The sequence below is a fragment of the Pseudomonas sp. NPDC096917 genome, assembly GCF_044762555.1.
GTDB lineage: Bacteria > Pseudomonadota > Gammaproteobacteria > Pseudomonadales > Pseudomonadaceae > Aquipseudomonas.
In genome coordinates, this window is record NZ_JBIWEO010000025.1 from 36379 (window position 1) to 54741 (window position 18363).

Here is an 18363-nt window from a genome sequence, read left to right on the forward strand (position 1 = left end):
GTTAATCGGAACCGCTGGCATGCCTGGAAAGCGCTTTGTATGTAAGCTCAAAGCGGAACCCCACAATGGTTTTACCCGTGTGGCTGCGGCCGGCGTCATTTCACTTCAGTTCCTGAAGGACCTGATCCTCACTCCGCAGACTCGCCTGTACAAGATTGGCTGTTTTGTTGAATTGGATAAGGACGCGCCTGCGGACACACCGTTGGCATCTAACTGGAAAGCGTTCATCTACGACGAAACCATGTCTACATCCAACAAGCTCTCGGCCGCTAACTATTTTTACGACGGCTTCTTGGGACTGAAATTTCCTCAGAACGGCGCGACGCGCACAAAAGAGTTTCACGACCATACCAAAGACTTCATCAAGGGGCTCGATATCTCCCCTGAGCGCAAGAATGATCTGCTCAACGCACTGATCACTTACCTGAAGGTCGATCAATCGCCGAGCATTCAGGTCGCTGAGTTCTCACAGGCTTACTTGGCGGAGCCCGAAATTCGAGACGGTTACGAAGGGTTCATGACGGAAAAGAACTTCCCGTTGACGGCTATCAGCAAGGATCTTGCGTATGTCGAGAAAAGCCTGAAATTCCGGCGCGTAGTTTTTTCACAGGGGATCAAGCTGACTGGCCCCGCCGAACAGTTCGCCGAAAAAATCACCATTGAGCAGATTCTCGGAGACCAGGGTGAAGACGGCGCTGCCGCTCCCTGGACGAAGATAATCATCAAGTCACCGATCCAACTACAAGAATGAACGAGCACGAGTTCGCTGCTCGATGGGCTGAAGAATCACCCCAATACGCTGCTTGGGGGAATTACATCACCAAGCATATCGTGGAGACACTCGATCAGCGGATAAGAAACGATCACTCCACCTTTCTCAAAATTCCGCCTCAACCCCGGTTAAAGAAGCTCGAGTCCTTGATCGACAAGGCTTTCCATCGTGGAAAACCTTATACCGATTCTTATGTCCAGATTACTGACAAAGTAGGCGTACGGTTCGTCGTGCTCCTGGTCAATGACATCAAGTTCATTGAAGGGATCTTGGCTGAATGGGAGGACATCGCCTATTCGAAGGATAGGGACTATGAAAAGGAGCGCCTGGAAAATCCGCTCGAATTCACCTACCAGTCTGTTCACTATGTGGTTCGCGCCGCTAGAGCCATCGAGCACGATGGTGTCGAGATAGCGGAAGGGACTCCTTGCGAAATCCAGATACGAACTCTGCTTCAACATGCCCACAGTGAGCTGACACACGACAGCATCTACAAACCAGCAGCGGCGGTAAAAGCAGACCCCTCGGTTTTGCGAGTGGTAGCGCGCAGTATGGCGTTGATCGAGGCGACAGACGAATGCTTCGATACCGTGGTCGAAAAACTGACGGAGATGGAGCGACCTTTCCGAGAATCGCTCGACATACTTGGCCGCCTGTACCATGAGTGGCTACATAGGCCCGCAGAGCTGGAGCGATCAAACACACTGATCTTGGAAGCCTATTCCGACCTGCTTGGCGACAATCTGGAAACCAGGATGCGTGATTTCATCGAGCGCAAACCGTATATCGTTGCCCAGATCGCACTGCATGCTGAAAGCAGTCACCTATTTCGCCAGGCATCAACGTTACTCGTCTACATGGCGGCGAGTGCCAAACCTCACACCACCAAGGATAGGTGGCCATTTACCACCGATGATCTGACGCTTATCTACTCAGACTTGGGCATCAATTTCGATGCCTATTGATCTGCAATCGGTAAGCTTCTAGAACCACCGTAGTTGGTTGGGATACTCGCGCCTTCAGGTATAAGTCCTCGGCCCGCTTGCGGAGGCGCCACGCTCTAAAGTGTACTGGTCGTGACTACGTCAGAGCTACAAGCGATTTTCTCTCGGGTCGATGGCATCCCTTGGGTCAGCGTATCGAGACGACTTTTCTATCCCGGTTTTCCTTAATGGCTGACACCGACAGGCTGCCAGTTGCTGCCTCTTGGATGTGCTCACTCCACCAGGCCATCATCGGGCGTCGGCGCTCAATGTAGTCGGCTCGGTTGTAGGCGCTGCGTACCTCATCTTTATCGACGTGGGCTAGCGCAACCTCGATTAACTCAGGATCCCAACCGTGTTCATTGAGGATGGTACTCGCCATTGAGCGCATGCCGTGACTTACCAGGCGCCCCTCGAAACCCATACGCTTCAGTGCCATGTTGGCGGTCTGGCTGTTGCAATGGGTGCGAGGGTCTCGGTCTGCAGGGAAAACGTACTCCCGATGTCCACTGTAGGGCTTGATCGCTTCCAAGAGCGCCAAAGCTTGTTCAGTGAGCGGAATGATGTGTATCCGACGTTTCTTCATGCGCTCTGCCGGTATCGTCCAGATCTTCTTTTCGAAGTCGATATCAGCCCAGCGGGATGTGGCAGCCTCGGCTGGCCGGGTCATGGTGTGAAGTTGCCACTCAATTAGGCAGCGCGTAGTTCTTTTTATGCTGGCATTGGCGATTGCCACCATGAGCTCTTTCAGTTCATCGGGCGCAAGGGCCGCCATGTTTTTCTTTTTGGGTTTTTTAAAGACGGAGCGGATTCCACTAAGCGGATTCGCGTGAATCAACCCCGAATTAACACCATAGGTCATGATCTCATTGAGGCGTTGGGTTAGACGTTTAACGGTTTCGAGGCTTCCCTTCGTCTCAAGCGGGCGGAGCAAATTGATGACTTTAGGGGCGGTGATAGCTGAGATTGGCGTCGTGGCCAGATCAGGGAAAACATGCAGCGTGAGAGAACGCCAAATGTCCTCGGCGTAGGCTGTGGTGACCGAATCCTTTTTAAGCTCAAACCACGCTGTCGATACGTTTTCGAAAGTGTGCTCAGTGGCGGCTTTTTTCGCGTGCCGTTCCGCATCGCGTTTTTCTTTCGGGTCCAGCCCCTGGGCGACGAGCTCTCTCGCTTCCACGGTTCTCTTGCGTGCTTGAGCCAAGCTTACCTCAGGAAAGGTGCCCAATCCCATGTTTATCCGCTTTTTCGTCACGGGTTGGATGTAGTTGAAATTCCATAGCTTTGAGCCATTGATTCTCACTCGCATCTGAAGGCCGTTGCCATCGGTGAGTATGTAGTCCTTTTCCTTTGGCTTCGCGGCTTTGACCTTTACGTCTGAAAGGCGCGTGGCTTGGGCACCCATGGTGTATTCCAGTGCTGTTTATGTATTCCAAAAAATAGCAGGTGAGGGCTTGGAATACCACTTGGAATACACGAAATCGTAGATGGTCACGGATGCTGGTGGACGCTCGTGGACTCTAAGCCCCTGTATTCACTGGATTTCAGGCACAAAAAAAGACGTCCGTGGACGTCTTTAGATGATTATTTGGTGGAGCCGGGGGGATTTGAACCCCCGTCCGCCAGTACTCCGCTGTCGGTACTACATGCTTAGCCGTATCTATTAAGTTAACCCTCAGCGACCCGAAGGGCAGGGTGCTTTGGGCGAGTTGTGTAAGTTTTAGCCGATTCGTCCACAACGTACTGCACGGCGATCCTGTTCTATATGACAATCACTTCAGGTTTACAGGCATCCCCTAGTGATTGCTGGACCCGAAGGTACCAGGAGGATGGCTAAGGCAGCTTACGCTGCGAGAGCTTGACCCTCGTAGGTTTCGTCATTGGCAACTATAAGTAGTTGCAACAGTGGATTTACGAGTTCTGTTACCAACTCGGCATGCACCTAGAGTTTCGCAACCGGCGTCGAATCCTAAACGGCCCCGATGCTTGCTGGCCGTAACCAGCAAGCCTGCGCAGTCTACGCCAATCCAGCGCAGAAGGCCAACCTCAACAACGACTTACTTGTTGTCGCCCGAGTTGAGCCGGGTGATCTTTGCCAGCTCGGCACTGGTGATTTCGATGCACAGCTTGTCGTTATTGGCAGCTTTTGCGTCTTTGGCTTTTGCGAGGGCGTCGTTCAGGTTGTCACTGGTGTTCTCGCTTGTCGCTTTTGTCGAGCTGTCCAGGTACGTCTGGATTTTGTTGATGTTGATTGAGCACAAATCGTTGGGCGCAGGATTTGTTTCTGCGGCAAACACCGGAGAGGCCAACATTGCAGCGCAAACAAACAGACCAGCAAGCGCGGTACGTTTCATAGGGGAAAGCTCCTTGTGCACAGTTAGGCCCGGTGTCTCCGGGCTCGGTTATATGCCCTAAACATGAGGGCCTTAAGCCAGTTGACTATAGCCGTACTCAGGAGTTCTGCTTTTATTTGGCCACTATCGAATGATTTTTTTTGTGCCCAAAAAGGGGGCGTTTTAAGGCGTTTCGTAGGTCCGATCCCTTTCATTCTGATGAAGCAGCCTGGAAGCTCTCGTTCGCTTGCGCCTGCCACGTTCCAGGCATTGTCTCGGCCCATCGCTGCTATTCAGTTCAGTCCTCGGGTTTAGCCGCCCGGCTTGTAAACTCGGCGCAAGGCGCCACCTTTGTGAGGCGCTTTTTTTCGGCCTCTCGTTTTATGGTGGCCGTGCGCAGGGGCACTTTCGCGTGCGCCGGTTTCCAAGTGTGCCGGTCGACTAACCTGTGTACGGCTGCCACCCCATCGTTTAGTCGCGATCAATAGCCGCTCCACAAATTTGGAGCACGCTATGAAAAAAATGTCCCCGATCCAACCGCGTTTGCCCTGCAAGCTGCTGCTCAGTGTGATGCACTGTTGTTAGACCATGTGGCCGCCGATCGCGCCCTCAATGACTACCGGTATGGCTATAAGCCTCCACGGCACGGGGAGCTGGCCACGTATGCGATCCCGGACAAGCTCGCTCCACAGGAGCCGCTGGATCAGAACAGTCCGGACGTTGGTAGTTGAGTGCCCTTGAGGTGGCTAGCCCCGACCGCCGCGGCCTTCCAGTGACGTGGATTGTGATTGGCCACGGTTCGCGCGTTACGCCAATGCCGGTCTAGGTTGTAGCTGCGGCCGGTAGCAGAAGCGCCGCCTACATCGAAGACTAACTCGGCAGCCTTGAGTGCCGATTCGGCGGCGATGTATTGAGCCTGTGCGACCTCGATGGCGGCCTGTTCGATCGAGTCGACATCCAGGCCGTTGTGCCAGGCACGGTCTATCGCCTGGGCTGCACGTAAGACCACCGCTTCAGCTGCGTAGGCTCGTGCACTGATGTCGCCAACACTCAGTTCCACGTAGGGGTCATCTACTGAGCGTTTTGCGCTACTGTGCACGATTGGGCGCGCATGATGTTGGGCAAACTCTGTTGCATCATTGAGGGCGTTTCGGGCGATGCCGGCCTCAACTGCACCCAAGAACAGTTGCACGAACGGGGTGATGATACTGCGCTTGCCATCCACGGCACGGGGCGGGCGAAGTTCATCGGGGTAGACCACGACATTGTTAAGGTGCGTTGTGCCACTGGCTGTCAGGCGCTGGCCCATTGCGTCGAAGTCATCAATCAGTTCCAGCCCTTCGCGGTCGCGTGGCAAGACAAAAGAAAGCGGTTGGTCGTTTTCATCCAAGGCAATCGCCATCACCCAATCCGCGTACAGCGCACCGGTGCTGTAGTACTTGCTGCCATTGACCCGGTAATGATCACCTTCGCGCACCAGCCGGGCACTGACTGAACCATTGGCGCCGCCCACTTCCCAGCCTGCGTTGCCGACGACAGTTCCCTGCAGGTAGCGATCAAACCACAGCGCGCGATCCTGCTCTGCGTTGTCGCTCTGTGAGGCGAGCAGCCCTTCGAGAAAGCCAAAGCCTGGGCGCAAGGCTTGGGCTGCGTTTGAGTCAACCGCCGCGATGCGTATCAGCAAGCCGATGGCATCTTCCACGCTGCCGCCGGGGCCTCCGTAGGCTTTGGGGATCCGGCACGTAAGCACTCCCGCGGCGGCCAAGCTGCTCAGCGCGGCATAAGGCAGTTGGCGATTACGTTCGCGTTCAATTACCCCCTCGCCAATTTCCGGCAACAGTTTTTCCACCCGGGCGATGAGTTCATCAACAGACGCGGGCGGGGTCGAGTACGCAGAAGGAGCAGAAGATCTGTAAGTAGGTAATGACATGGGCTAAACAGCTTCGATGCGGGTGGATCTGAGTCGTTGCAGAATCTGTGCCGATATTTTTTTCTATTAAAATCAATTTGTTACGTTTTTTGGTGGCGTGCAGATAACAACAGTTTGTGTGTGAACTGTTGCCTGGCAGACAGTGACTGGCTTTTTAAAGCCGGTACTGAGGAAACGGCCAAAGGCTGCGATGTTTAAACATCAAAAGATCGCAGCCTGCGGTATTTCCTACAGGGTTCTCGGCGCGCTGACTCGGTCTACCAGATAGACCAGCCCGTGGTAGTCGATCCCGCCATGTTGGGTCAGGCCAATTTCACACGTGCGGCTGGTCGAAATCCCTTCGCTGCAATGCTGCACCGCGTCTTTCAAGGTGCGCAGCGAATGGGCGTTCAACTCGGGGGTGGTGAAGCCTTTGTCGCCTGCAAATCCGCAGCAATGAATCCCTTCCGGTATCACCACGTGAGTGCTGCACAGACGCGCGATGTCGATCAGCGCCTGGCTTTCGCCCAAGTGCTGGGTGCTGCAGGTGACATGCACGGCAATCGGTGCGGTTTGTGGGGTGAAGTTCAACTTATCCACAAGGTGGGTGCGGATGAAGCGCACCGGGTCGTACAGGTCGAGGCGGGTGTCGCCCAGGTCTTGGACCAGGCGCAAGGTGCACGGGCTGGTGTCGCAGTAGATGGGGTCGACTCCGCCACGGCTGGCGTGCAGCAAGGCGCCGATCAGTTCCTGGCGTTTGTGTTCGGCCTGTTCGGCGTAGCCCTTGGATGCGAACGGCTGGCCGCAGCACAAGCTGTCCATGTTGTCGGGGAACACCACTTGGTAACCGGCTTTTTCCAGCAGGCCCCGGGTTTTGTCGAGCAGCGAGGTTTGTTCGCTATCGCCCGCGGCGGGGCCCATGACCCGTGACACGCAGGCTGCCAGGTAAACCACGCGTGGGCGTGCGTCTTTGACTGGCGGGCTGAAGCGGATGGCGCGCTCGGGCTGTGGCATGGCGTTGGTCCACTGGGGCACGCGGCCTTTGCTGGCCTTGGTCAGCGCGGCCGAGATTTTGCCCAAGCGCGGCGCGCCCAGCAGCATGCGCGCACCATTGGCCACGTGCAGGGTAAAGCGCACGCCTTGCAGTGTGGTTGCAAAGTGATTGCTCAGCCAGTCGGCGGTTTTCACGCTATTAGCGCTGCGGGCGCGCAGTTTTTTCACCAACTCGCCGGTATTGATGCCGACCGGGCAACGTTGGGCGCACAAGCCAGTGGCGGCGCAGGTATCGATGCCTTGATAGGCGTAGGCTTCTTCCAGCTCGCGGGTATCGACCCCGGCGCGCTTTTTGGCCTGGATGTCGCGCCAGATCACAATCCGCTGGCGGGGGCTGAGGGTCAGGCCTTTTGAAGGGCACACCGGCTCACAGAAACCGCACTCGATGCACTTATCCACAATCTCGTCGGCCGCAGGCATCGGCTTGAGGTGTTTGAGGTGAATGTGCGGGTCTTCGCTAAGCACCACATCGGGGTTGAGGATGCCTTGCGGGTCGAGCAAACGCTTGAGTTTCCACATGAGCTGGTAGGCATCGCTGCCCCATTCCAGCTCAACAAACGGCGCCATGTTGCGCCCGGTGCCGTGCTCGGCCTTGAGCGAACCGCCAAATTCCACGGCCACCAGCTGCGCCACGTCGTCCATAAACGCTTGGTAGCGTGCGACTTCTTCGGGGTTGTTAAAGCCCTGTGTGAATACAAAGTGCAGGTTGCCTTCCAGAGCGTGGCCGAACAGGATCGCTTCGTCGTAGTGGTGCTTGTCGAACAGTTCGATCAGGCGGTTTACGCCGATGGCCAGTTGCTCGACCGGGAAGGTTACGTCTTCGATGATGACCGTGGTGCCGGTTTTGCGCACTGCGCCGACGGCCGGGAAGGTATCTTTGCGAATCGCCCAGAGCTTGGCGTTTTCGCCCGGATTTTCGGTGAAGTCGACTTGTTTCTCGACGGGGAAACCCGTCAGCGACGCCATGATTTGCGCCAATTGTTCGTGCAGTAATGTCTGCGTTGCCGCGCGGGACTCGATCAGCAGGGCGCAGGCGTTGTCCGACAGCTGTTTTACGAAAGCCGGCATGCCGGGTTTTTCTTGTACTGAGCGCAGGCTGCGGCGGTCCAGCAGTTCAACGGCCGACACCGGCTGGCTTTTGAGCACGGTCACGGCGTTACAGCAGGTTTCAACGTCGGGGAAGACGATCAGCGCCGAGGCTTTGTTTGGGTGGTCGATGACGGTGTCGTAGGTGACGGAGCTGATAAAGCCCAACGTGCCCTCACTGCCTACCAGCAAGTGGCTGAGAATATCCAGCGGATCATCAAAGTCGACCAAGGCGTTGAGTGACAAGCCGGTGGTGTTTTTCAGACGGTATTTGTGGCGGATTTTTGCAGCCAGTTCGGCATTGGCGCGAGTCTCGCGGGCCAACGTCGCCAACTGTTCGAGCAGCCCGGCGTGGCTTTGCCTAAAGGCGGCGATGTTGGCCGTATCTTCGGTGTCGACTCGGGTGCCGTCGGCCAGTACCACGCGGATACCTGCCAGGGTGTGGTAGGTGTTTTGGGCGGTGCCGCAGCACATGCCGCTGGCGTTGTTGGCGACGATGCCACCGATTTTGCAGGCGTTGATCGAGGCAGGGTCGGGGCCAATCTTGCGCCCGAACGGGGCTAGCCAGGCGTTGGCTTGGGCGCCGATCACGCCGGGTTGCAGACGGATTTGCAAACCCTGCTCGCGAATGACTTTGCCGTTCCAGTTGTCGCCGAGCACGATCAGTACCGAGTCGCTGATGGCCTGGCCCGACAGGCTGGTGCCGGCCGCGCGGAAGGTCACGGGCACTTGATCGCGACGGGCCAAACGCAGTAAGTCGACCACTTCGTCTTCGGATTCGACGCGGATCACCAGTTTGGGGATCAGCCGGTAAAAGCTCGCGTCGGTGCCAAAGGCCAAGGTGGACAGTGGGTCGGTGAAGCGCCGGTCCTGGGGGATCAACCGCTCGGCATCACGTACAAACGTTATGGGCAGACTCATGCGTCCTCCAGAATCAACACCACCAGGTCTTTCGGGCCGTGGGCGCCGTAGGCCAGTACTTGTTCAATGTCTGCGGTTTTCGACGGGCCAGACACCAGCAATGCGTTGGTCGGCATGCCCGCGGTCCACTTCATTTCACGCTGCACCTGATAGAAGTTGTCGCGGATTTCACTGGCCTTGAGCAACGCAAAATGCACCGGTGGCACCAGGCTCATGAGGCGCGGCTCTTCTGGGGTGGGCCACATGATCAAACTGCCGGTGGCGGCAATTGCGCCCAAGGTGGTGGTGAGGCTGGCCGGGGTGTCGTTAAACAGTTCGGTTTTCCATTCTTCTACCGGGCGGTCGTAGGCTTTGAGTGATGGCAGCGCAGGGTTTTGCGCCCAATGGGCCGTCACTTTTTGGCCGTGTGGCGTAGTCGGTGCGATCAGCAGGCTTGGCAATTGACGGTCGGTGACCAATTGCGCCAGCAGGGCGGGCCACTCTTGCTCGGTGCTGAGGTGGATTTCGGTGTGCACCGCTTCCATCAACTTGCGCAGTTGTGGGATGCGTTGCTCTGGCGTGTAGGTCCAGGGCGCGGTCACCAGCACTTCGTCGAAGTTGTCCGGCACGGGTGTGGTGCCGGTCAGGCTGTTGCGCAGTTTGTTGAGGATGTTGTGCTTGGCGCTCATCGCGATTCTCCCGACTTTTTGGCCAAATGCTCGCGGGCCATATCGTGTAGCGAACGGGCGGCGGGTTTGGGGGCGCTGTGGTTTTGGGTCCACGGCCCGACATTGCTTGGCGTCAATCCGCGCAGGCGTGTGGCGGCTTTGAGGAACACACGATACAGGGCAGGTGAGCTGTTGAGTTTGGCCCACATGTTCCAGATCAGGCGCTCTTTGCGAGAGTACTTGCTGCCCTGGCCGCGCATGATGCGAGGCGAGGTGTCTGGCGATTTAACGTTCTCTTCGCGCAGGCGACGTAACAAGGCCGGGATCGGAATTTTTACCGGGCACACTTCGCCACAGGCACCGCACAGCGACGAGGCGCTCGGGTGATCCGGGACTTTGGCCAGGCCGACCATGTGCGGGGTGATGATTGCGCCAATCGGACCGGGGTATACCTCGCCGTAGGCATGACCGCCGATGCGGGTGTACACCGGGCAGTGGTTCATGCAGGCGCCGCAGCGAATGCAGTTCAGGGTCTGGCGCAGTTCGCTGTCGGCAAAGGCTTGGCTGCGGCCGTTGTCGAGTAAGACGAGGTGCACTTCTTCGGGACCGTCGAGTTCACCGGGTTTGCGTGGGCCGGAAATCATGTTGACGTAGGTGGTGATCGGCTGGCCAAGGGCCGAGCGGGTCAGCAATGACAGCAACGGGACAACGTCGCGCAGGTTTTCGACGACTTTCTCGATCCCGGTGACGGCAATATGCACGGGCGGCACGGTGGTCGACATGCGGCCGTTGCCTTCGTTTTCGACCAGCAGCAGGGTGCCGGTTTCGGCCACGGCGAAGTTGACGCCGGATACGCCTATGTCGGCCTCGAAGAACTTTTGGCGCAGCACGCGGCGACCGATCTGGATCAATTGGTCGACGTCTTTGGTGTATTCAACGCCGAGCTTTTCATGAAACAAGTCGGCAACTTGCCCGGCGTTCTTGTGGATCGCGGGCATGATGATGTGGGACGGCTTCTCGTTGTCGAGCTGAACGATGTACTCGCCCATGTCGGACTCAAGGCATTCAATGCCTTGGGCGCCGAGCACGTGGTTCATCTCCATCTCTTCGCTGACCATCGACTTGCCTTTGATCACTTGCGTGGCGGCGCGGCGGCGGGCAATCGACATCACGATTTCGTTGGCTTGTTCGACGGTTTCAGCCCAGTGCACTTGCACACCGTTGCGGGTCAGGTTGGCTTCGAGTCGTTCCAGCAGGTCGGGCAGTTTGGACAGGGCGCGGGCTTTGACCGCATTGCCCAAGGCGCGCAAATGTTCACGCTCATGGGCATCGCTGAAGGACGCCGCACGTTTGGTCATCAGCGAATCCATGGCGCTGCGAAAGTTGTTTCGCAGTTGCTTGTCGCCTAGTGCTTCATGGGCGCGCTCGCGGAAGTCTTCTTCTACGGCGACGGTAGGAATCAGAGTGCTGGTGCTCATTGTCCACCTCCGGTGCGCTGCCACAGGAAACTGGCCAGATGCTGGCCGCGCAGAGCTTGTTTCTGTTTTTCGAGCGAGCCGTTGATGTTCATCAGGCAGCCGCAGTCGGCGGTCAGCACTTGGTGCGCACCGGTTTCAATCAAGGAGCGGGTCTTATCGGCGACCATCGCCCCGGAAATATCGGGCATGCGCACGCTGAATGTTCCACCAAAACCGCAGCATTCACTTTCATGGCTATGGTCGATGCGCTCAACGTTGCTCAGTTGGGCGAGCATTTCGCGGCCGTGCAGGTGGGTGTTCATTTCGCGGCGGGCCGAGCATGAGGTGTGCAAGGCGACTTTGACGGGCGCGCCGCTGTCCTTGAATTGCACTTTGCACACGAACAGCAGGAATTCGGTGAGTTCAAAGGTCCGTTCGGCGAGGGCATGAACCTTTTTCAAGGTATCGGGCTCGTCTTTGAACAGGTCTTCGTAGTGCTCGCGCAGCATGCCGGCGCAGGAGCCGGACGGCACGACCACGGGGTAATCTTCGGCAAACAGCGCGAGCTGGGCGCGGGCAACTTCGCGGGCCTGGTCGGTGTAACCCGAGGTGTAGGCCGGTTGTCCGCAGCAGCTTTGGCCTTGCGGGTAGTCAACTTCGATGCCTTCGCGTTCGATCAGGTGAATCGCGTCCATCCCGGCTTCCGGGAAGAACAGGTCGACCACACAGGTGCCAAACAGGTAGACCTTGCGGGGTTTGTGCGCAGGGTATTGGCGCGGGGTCGGAAGGGGTGGGGCGACACGGGTCGCGTTGGGCACGGCATTGTAAAAAAGCTCGCTCATCAGGCGTCTCCGGGTGGTCCCGGTTATGTGTCCAGGGTCGCGGCTGAAACACCTCTTCAGCCGCAAGGCGGACCGGGTAGTGAATGATTGGCGCCGGGTGTGAGCCCGGCGCTTTTAACGTGCAGTAACCTTAGCGCTATTTATCAGTGCACCAGCATGCCGGTGAACCAGTAGGCCTGAGCCAGGGTGATCAGGCCGACGATCGTTGCAAAGAACAGGCTGTGTTTCAGGGTGAAGCGGAACAGGTCAGATTCTTTACCTACCAGTCCGGTTGCCGCACAGGCCACGGCGATCGATTGCGGGGAGATCATTTTGCCGGTCACGCCGCCGCTGGTATTGGCGGCCACCATGAGGGTGTCGCTCACGCCAATCTGGTGTGCAGTGGTGGCTTGCAGCGAGCTGAACAGGGCGTTCGATGAGGTGTCGGAGCCCGTCAGGAACACACCCAGCCAGCCCAGGAATGGCGAGAAGAACGGGAATGCCGCGCCAGTACCCGCCAACACCAACGCCATGGTGGAGGACATGCCCGAGTAGTTGGTGACGAAGGCAAATGCCAGCACCATACCGATGGACAGGATCGGCCAGCGCAGCTCGAACAGGGTCTCTTTAAAAGTGGTCAGACCGGTTTTGATGTTGATTTTCAGGATCAGCATCGAGATCAGTGCCGAGAAGAAAATCGCAGTGCCGGTGGCCGAGATCGGGTCCAGTTTGAACACGGCGGCAATCGCAGTCGGGGCGTTAACGATGGGCGCGGTCTTGATCACCAGTTGATCAAGGTGCGGGATCGCAAAGTTGAACACCCAGCCATACATCGAACCGCCTGGCGAGAACAGGGCCTTGAACGGTTTGAGGGTCCAGATGGTGACCAGTACGGTCAAGATCAGGAACGGCGACCAAGCTTTCAAAATTTGCATCAGGCTGTAAGGCGAAACCATGAGGTTGGTTGGTTTGCCGAAACCGCCTGCGCTGGCGGTAACAATCACGTCAGAGGTAACGCCCGCAATCTGTGCGCCTGCGGTGCGTTTTGGCTGCCAGACTTTCAGGAACAGGGTCAGGCTGACCAGGCTGGCCAGCGCGGAGGTAATGTCCGGCAGCTCTGGGCCAATGAAGTTGGACGTGAAGTATTGGGTGACGGCGAAGCTCAAGCCAGCCACCAGTGCCGCAGGCCAGGTTTCACGCACGCCGCGCAGGCCGTCCATCATGAACACCAGCCAGAACGGCACGAACAGCGACAGCAGTGGCAGTTGGCGACCGGCCATGGCGCCGATCTTGAAGGCGTCGATGCCGGTGACTTGACCTGCCACGATGATCGGGATGCCGAGTGCGCCGAACGCCACTGGGGCGGTGTTGGCGATCAGGCACAGGCCGGCCGCATACAGCGGGTTGAAGCCCAGGCCTACCAGCAGGGCGGCGGTAATCGCGACCGGAGCACCAAAACCTGCAGCGCCTTCCAGGAACGCGCCAAAGCAGAAACCAATCAGCAGCACTTGCAGGCGCTGGTCGTCAGTAATCGAGAGTACCGAGCTGCGGATGATTTCGAACTGGCCGCTTTTGACGGTCAGTTTGTAGAGGAACACCGCGGCAACGATGATCCAGGCGATGGGCCAGAGGCCGTAGGCAAATCCATAGCCCGCTGCGGCAAAAGCCATGTCGACAGGCATCTGGAAAGCGAAGATCGCGACCAGAATCGACAGGGCCAGAGTGATGCTGCCAGCGACATGCCCTTTGAGACGGAACACGGCCAAGGCCATAAAGAAGAACACGATGGGAATAACGGCCGCGAGTGCGGACAGGCCGAGGCTGCCGAGCGGGCTGTAGAGCTGTTGCCAGGTTTGCATATGGGGTGGCCCCTAATTGTTATTGGTCGATGCTGCTGAGCGCATTTGGGTAATTGGTATTACCAATTTACAATCGCTGTCGGCTAGGTTAAAAGCCTTATGCGGTATGTGTCAATTTGCCGCCCCTAAATCTTTAGTCGAGATAATCGTTGTCTGGGCAACTGATGGGGTCAAAGGCAGCTTTTCTGATAGGTGTCTGGCGAGCGTCAATCGGCCAGAATAGAGGGCCCGGCGTGTGGTCGGGAGCGTGGAGAGCAGTTATGGGGTTTGATCAAATTCGTCAGCGCCGTTTGTCGGACGATATTGTCGAGCAGCTTGAGGGCATGATCCTCGAGGGCACGTTAAAGGCTGGCGAACGTTTGCCGGCAGAGCGTGCGCTGGCGGAGCAATTTGGTGTGTCGCGCCCATCGTTGCGTGAAGCGATTCAAAAGTTGGTCGCCAAAGGTTTGTTGGTCAGTCGCCAGGGCGGTGGCAATTACGTGGCGACGTCATTGGGTTCGACGTTCAGTGATCCACTGCTGCAACTGTTGGAGAGCAACCCCGAGGCGCAGCGCGATTTGCTGGAGTTTCGTCATACGCTTGAGGCGTCTTGCGCGTATTACGCGGCGTTGCGGGCCACAGATATGGACCGCGAGCGTTTGCGGGCAGCATTTGAGCGGTTGCAGGATTGCTATGCGCGGGTCGATGAAGTGAGTCGCGCCGAGGAGGGCGAAGCGGATGCCAGCTTCCACCTGGCCATCGCCGAGGCGAGTCATAACGCGGTGTTGTTGCACACGATTCGCGGCCTATTTGATTTGCTCAAGCGCAACGTGGTGACCAACATCGGCGGCATGTACAAGCAGCGTAGTGAAACGCGCGACATGCTGATTGGTCAGCATCGCGAGTTGTATCTGGCGATTATCGAGGGCAGGTCAGAGGATGCGCGGGAGGTTGCGAGCCGCCATCTCGTGTATGTGCAGGAAGTGCTGGAGGAGGTGCGTCAGGAAGTTCAGCGCGTAGCGCGGGCAGAGCGACGTAATGGTTTGTGAGTGACCTGCAGGAGCGAACTTGCCTCGCGATCATTTAAAGATCAGAAGATCGCGAGGCAAATTCGCTCCTGCAGCCAAGGGAGGACGAACTAGTCTTCCTTGCCCTTATTGCGCACCGCGCGTTGCAACTCGCGATCAGAATCGCGCTCACGCTCGGTATGACGCTTGTCGTATTCCTTCTTGCCTTTACCCAGGGCAATTTCGCACTTGATCAAGTGCTTGCTCCAGTAAAGCGAGAGGCAGACGCAGGCGTAACCCTTCTGCTGCACTGAGGCAAACAGCTTTTCCAGCTCGCGCTGGTTGAGCAGCAGTTTGCGGCTGCGCGTCGGGTCGGCAATAACGTGGGTGCTGGCGGTCGTCAGGGGGGCGATATGGCTGCCGAGCAACCATGCTTCACCATCCTTGAGTAGCACGTAGCTGTCGACCAGCTGTGCTTTGCCTGCACGCAGACTTTTTACTTCCCAGCCGGCCAGGACCAGACCAGCCTCGAACCGATGTTCGATGAAGTAATCGTGTCGCGCCTTTTTATTTTGCGCGATGGTCCCTGTGGGGTGTTTCTTCTGTTTAGCCATAGGGGCGGCATTATAGGCAGTTGCGAGCGAGTCGGCTACGGTCAACCTGTGTGCTTGAGCACGTAGATTGATTCCCGGACAATGCGCGCTCTTTTTTTGGTGGTTGGGCGTAGTAACGATGTCGACAGACAAGGTTTCTGTCCACGGCAGTTGGGCAAGCCGTTGGGTCTTTATTTTCGCTGCAACCGGTTCTGCCGTGGGGTTGGGCAGTATCTGGAAGTTCCCTTACATGGTGGGCGTCTACGGTGGCGGCGCGTTTGTCCTGGTGTTTTTGGCCTGTATCGCGCTGATTGGTGTGCCGGTGATGCTGGCTGAAACCTTGATCGGGCGGCGCGCGCGGCTCAGTCCGGCGAATGCCCTGAAGGTATTGGCGGTAGAGGCGGGCCACTCAGGACGGTGGTCGTGGGGGGCGTTCGCCGGGATGATCACGGCGTTGCTGATTCTTTCTTTTTACAGCGTGGTGGGCGGTTGGTCGCTGGATTACATCATCAACATGGGCAAGGGCGACTTTCAGGGCGCTACCGCTGATCAGGTCAGCGAGTATTTTGGTGGGGTAATTGCCAACCCCTGGCGCCTGACGTTTTGGCACACCGGTTTTATGTTGCTGTCGGCGTATGTGATCGCAAAGGGCGTGGTGGCGGGGCTTGAGCGCAGCCTGCGGATCATGATGCCGCTGCTGTTTGTGCTGTTGCTGGTGTTGTTGGGCTACAGCATGACCACCGGGCATTTTATGCAAGGGGTGCATTTTATGTTCGACTTCAACCCTGACCGTGTACTTGATGGGTTGCTTGCCGCCATGGGGCATGCGTTCTTTTCACTGAGCGTAGGCGTGGGCTCGATCATGATCTACGGCGCGTATATGCCCAAGAGTGCGTCGATCTCAGGCACCGTGGTCGGTGTGGCGTTGATCGATACTTTTGTCTCATTGCTGGCGGGGCTGGCATTGTTTCCCATTGTGTTTGCGTCGGGGTTGAACCCGGGGGAAGGGCCTGGCCTGATGTTTGTGACGCTGCCGTTTGCCTTTGGCAATGTCGCGTTCGGACAATTAATGGGCGTGGTGTTCTTTGTCCTGGTGGCTGTAGCGGCCTGGAGTTCGGCCATTTCATTGCTTGAACCGATGGTGGCTTATTTGGTTGAGCGAACCAAAGTCCGGCGCTTGTGGGTGACGTTCTGGCTGGCGTTTAGCTGCTGGTTTGTCGGCTTGGGCACGGTGTTTTCGTTCAATATCTGGAAACAGGCCAAGTTTTTCGTGAGTGAAGACTCCGGTTTTCACTTGTATCAATGGGGCGCCGCGAGTGGTTTGGACTTCTTTGGTGTCGTCGATTTCCTCACCTCGCGTATCATGCTGCCTTTGGGTGGGCTGTGCTTTGTGGTCTTTGCAGGCTGGATCATGGGGCGCGGCGCGGTACGCGATGAATTGTCGATGCGCAGCCCGAGACTGTTTGGCTTGACTCTTTTTTTGATGCGCTATGTGGCGCCACTCGGCATTCTGATTGTGTTTGCCGCCCAGCTGTGGAAGTAACGCTGACATGACTACCCATATCCAACGTTCCGCCTTGCTGCCTTATCCGGCGCAGGCACTGTATGACCTGGTCAACGATGTAGCGCGCTACCCGGAGTTTTTGCCGTGGTGCTCATCGGCCGAGATTATTGAAAACACTGGGGTGCTGATGCGTGCCAGCCTTGGCGTGGCCAAAGGTGGCTTGAGCCAGCACTTTGTCACGCGCAATACGTTGGTGCCGGGCCAATCGATTGAGATGAACCTTGAGGAGGGGCCGTTTACCAAGTTGCACGGCCTTTGGGTGTTCAAGCCGTTGGGTGAGAAAGCCTGCAAAATCAGCCTCGACATGACCTTCGATTACGCGGGTGCGATTGTTAAAGCAACTCTGGGGCCTCTGTTTAATCAGGCCGCCAACACCTTGGTTGATGCCTTCTGTCAGCGTGCAAAACAGTTGTATGGCTGAGCCGGTGATAGACATTGAGGTGGTGTATGCGGCCATTGATCGCCAGCAGTTGTTGGTGCTGACGGTGCCTGAGGGCACAACAGTGCGTGCTGCAGTGTGGGCGTCCGGGATTGGGCAGGCGTTTCCTGAATTGGACCTGGCCGATTGCCCGGTGGGTATCTTTGGCAAGCAGGTGATGGATCCGCAGGTTCGCGTGGTACAGGCTGGGGACCGTATCGAGATCTATCGCCCTCTTTTGGCTGACCCTAAAGAGATCAGGCGTCAGCGTGCCGCCAAGGCGGCTGAGGCCAAGCGATTGAGCGAGTTGTAAGCAGCTGTTTTAGTGCAGACAACAAAAAGCCCGGCATGCCGGGCTTTTTTGCAACGAGCGTTTATTGCTCGTTGGTTTCCAGAGGCGTTGGCGTCGGGACAGGTACGGTTTTAACCTCGTCGACGTCTTTCTGGATTTGATCAAGCAATGATCCCGGTTTGGCCGGAACCTCACTCTTCTCTGCAGGAGTCGGTGCTGCATCTGTCGGTGTGACCACCTCGGATGGACCTTCTTTGCCCAGAATGGCTTCGTCGCGGCTTACGCCAGGCTTGAAATCACCTGACAAGCTGACGAGCTGGTCGTTTTGGTTGAAGAACACACTGATGCGTTCTTGTTGGCGTTCACCGCCGCCGGGCTGCAGGCTATACAAATAATCCCAGCGGTCAGGGTGGAATGTATCAGTCAGCAGGGCGTTGCCCATGATAAACCGCACTTGCCGGCGGGTCATTCCCGGGCGCAACTGGTTTATCATGTCCTGCGTGACGACATTGCCCTGTTGGATGTCGATTTTGTAAACCCCGGGGAATGAACAACCGGCGAGTGCGAGCAGTCCCACAAAGGTGAAACTGGTTAGCAAGAGCTTGGTGTGTTGCAGCGGTGGGCGACTTCCACTCTCGTGGCTGGGACACCGTAAACGCCGAGCAGACC

16 protein-coding genes and 1 other RNA gene are annotated in these 18363 nt (G+C 57.2%); 6 read left to right on the plus strand and 11 right to left on the minus strand.

The features are described from left to right. Nucleotides 1-19 precede the first annotated feature (19 nt). Complete coding sequence (locus ACIQYF_RS21840) at nt 20-751, plus strand: hypothetical protein (protein WP_402865967.1); 732 nt, start codon at nt 20-22, stop codon at nt 749-751. After that, the gene (locus ACIQYF_RS21845; RefSeq protein ID WP_402865969.1) at nt 748-1737 is read left to right on the plus strand and encodes a GTP pyrophosphokinase family protein; all 990 of its coding nucleotides are present in this window, start codon (nt 748-750) and stop codon (nt 1735-1737) included. Before ACIQYF_RS21840 ends, ACIQYF_RS21845 begins: the two co-directional genes overlap by 4 nt. 166 nt (nt 1738-1903) lie before the next feature. On the opposite strand, the gene ACIQYF_RS21850 is transcribed toward ACIQYF_RS21845, so the two are convergent. From ACIQYF_RS21850 to ACIQYF_RS21890, 9 genes are all read right to left on the minus strand, one after another. Continuing rightward, nucleotides 1904-3160, minus strand: a complete 1257-nt coding sequence (locus ACIQYF_RS21850) for an integrase domain-containing protein (RefSeq protein WP_402865971.1) — start codon at nt 3158-3160, stop codon at nt 1904-1906. A gap of 184 nt (nt 3161-3344) precedes the next feature. Next, nucleotides 3345-3736, minus strand: a transfer-messenger RNA (tmRNA) gene (gene ssrA / locus ACIQYF_RS21855). A gap of 76 nt (nt 3737-3812) precedes the next feature. Then, nucleotides 3813-4109 (minus strand): hypothetical protein, encoded by a 297-nt coding sequence (locus tag ACIQYF_RS21860; protein WP_402865973.1) that lies wholly within the window; start codon nt 4107-4109, stop codon nt 3813-3815. 682 nt (nt 4110-4791) lie between these two features. After that, a complete protein-coding gene (locus tag ACIQYF_RS21865; RefSeq protein ID WP_402865975.1) occupies nt 4792-6018 on the minus strand; it encodes an acyl-CoA dehydrogenase family protein in 1227 nt (408 codons plus the stop codon). A 228-nt stretch (nt 6019-6246) separates the two neighbouring features. Continuing rightward, nucleotides 6247-9057 (minus strand): FAD-binding and (Fe-S)-binding domain-containing protein, encoded by a 2811-nt coding sequence (locus tag ACIQYF_RS21870; protein WP_402865977.1) that lies wholly within the window; start codon nt 9055-9057, stop codon nt 6247-6249. Continuing rightward, nucleotides 9054-9725 (minus strand): lactate utilization protein C, encoded by a 672-nt coding sequence (locus ACIQYF_RS21875; RefSeq protein WP_402865979.1) that lies wholly within the window; start codon nt 9723-9725, stop codon nt 9054-9056. The genes ACIQYF_RS21870 and ACIQYF_RS21875 overlap by 4 nt, the downstream gene beginning before the upstream one ends. Next, entirely contained in the window at nt 9722-11182 is a 1461-nt protein-coding gene (locus ACIQYF_RS21880; RefSeq protein ID WP_402865981.1) for a LutB/LldF family L-lactate oxidation iron-sulfur protein, read from the minus strand. Before ACIQYF_RS21880 ends, ACIQYF_RS21875 begins: the two co-directional genes overlap by 4 nt. Further along, a complete protein-coding gene (locus tag ACIQYF_RS21885) occupies nt 11179-12003 on the minus strand; it encodes a (Fe-S)-binding protein (RefSeq protein WP_402865983.1) in 825 nt (274 codons plus the stop codon). Before ACIQYF_RS21885 ends, ACIQYF_RS21880 begins: the two co-directional genes overlap by 4 nt. Nucleotides 12004-12146: 143 nt before the next feature. Further along, complete coding sequence (locus ACIQYF_RS21890) at nt 12147-13841, minus strand: lactate permease LctP family transporter (RefSeq protein ID WP_402865985.1); 1695 nt, start codon at nt 13839-13841, stop codon at nt 12147-12149. Nucleotides 13842-14101: 260 nt separating this feature from the next. On the opposite strand from ACIQYF_RS21890, the gene ACIQYF_RS21895 reads away from it, so the two are divergent. Next, nucleotides 14102-14869 carry a GntR family transcriptional regulator gene (locus tag ACIQYF_RS21895; protein WP_402865987.1) on the plus strand — a complete coding sequence of 256 codons (768 nt, stop codon included), beginning with the start codon at nt 14102-14104 and terminating at the stop codon, nt 14867-14869. Nucleotides 14870-14958: 89 nt separating this feature from the next. On the opposite strand, the gene smpB is transcribed toward ACIQYF_RS21895, so the two are convergent. Continuing rightward, nucleotides 14959-15441: an SsrA-binding protein SmpB gene (gene smpB / locus ACIQYF_RS21900; RefSeq protein ID WP_048383611.1), complete on the minus strand. Its 483-nt coding sequence runs from the start codon at nt 15439-15441 to the stop codon at nt 14959-14961. Between the two features lie 118 nt (nt 15442-15559). Here smpB and ACIQYF_RS21905 point away from each other — a divergent pair, with 118 nt between their 5' ends. From ACIQYF_RS21905 to ACIQYF_RS21915, 3 genes are read left to right on the plus strand one after another with little or no spacing between them, the layout of a single operon-like run. After that, the gene (locus ACIQYF_RS21905; protein ID WP_402865989.1) at nt 15560-16963 is read left to right on the plus strand and encodes a sodium-dependent transporter; all 1404 of its coding nucleotides are present in this window, start codon (nt 15560-15562) and stop codon (nt 16961-16963) included. Between the two features lie 7 nt (nt 16964-16970). Continuing rightward, complete coding sequence (locus tag ACIQYF_RS21910; RefSeq protein ID WP_402865991.1) at nt 16971-17405, plus strand: type II toxin-antitoxin system RatA family toxin; 435 nt, start codon at nt 16971-16973, stop codon at nt 17403-17405. Then, complete coding sequence (locus ACIQYF_RS21915; RefSeq protein ID WP_402865993.1) at nt 17398-17715, plus strand: RnfH family protein; 318 nt, start codon at nt 17398-17400, stop codon at nt 17713-17715. Before ACIQYF_RS21910 ends, ACIQYF_RS21915 begins: the two co-directional genes overlap by 8 nt. Nucleotides 17716-17776: 61 nt before the next feature. Here the strand turns inward: ACIQYF_RS21915 and ACIQYF_RS21920 are convergent, their stop codons facing one another. Beyond that, nucleotides 17777-18310: an outer membrane protein assembly factor BamE gene (locus tag ACIQYF_RS21920; protein WP_402865999.1), complete on the minus strand. Its 534-nt coding sequence runs from the start codon at nt 18308-18310 to the stop codon at nt 17777-17779. Nucleotides 18311-18363: the final 53 nt, after the last annotated feature.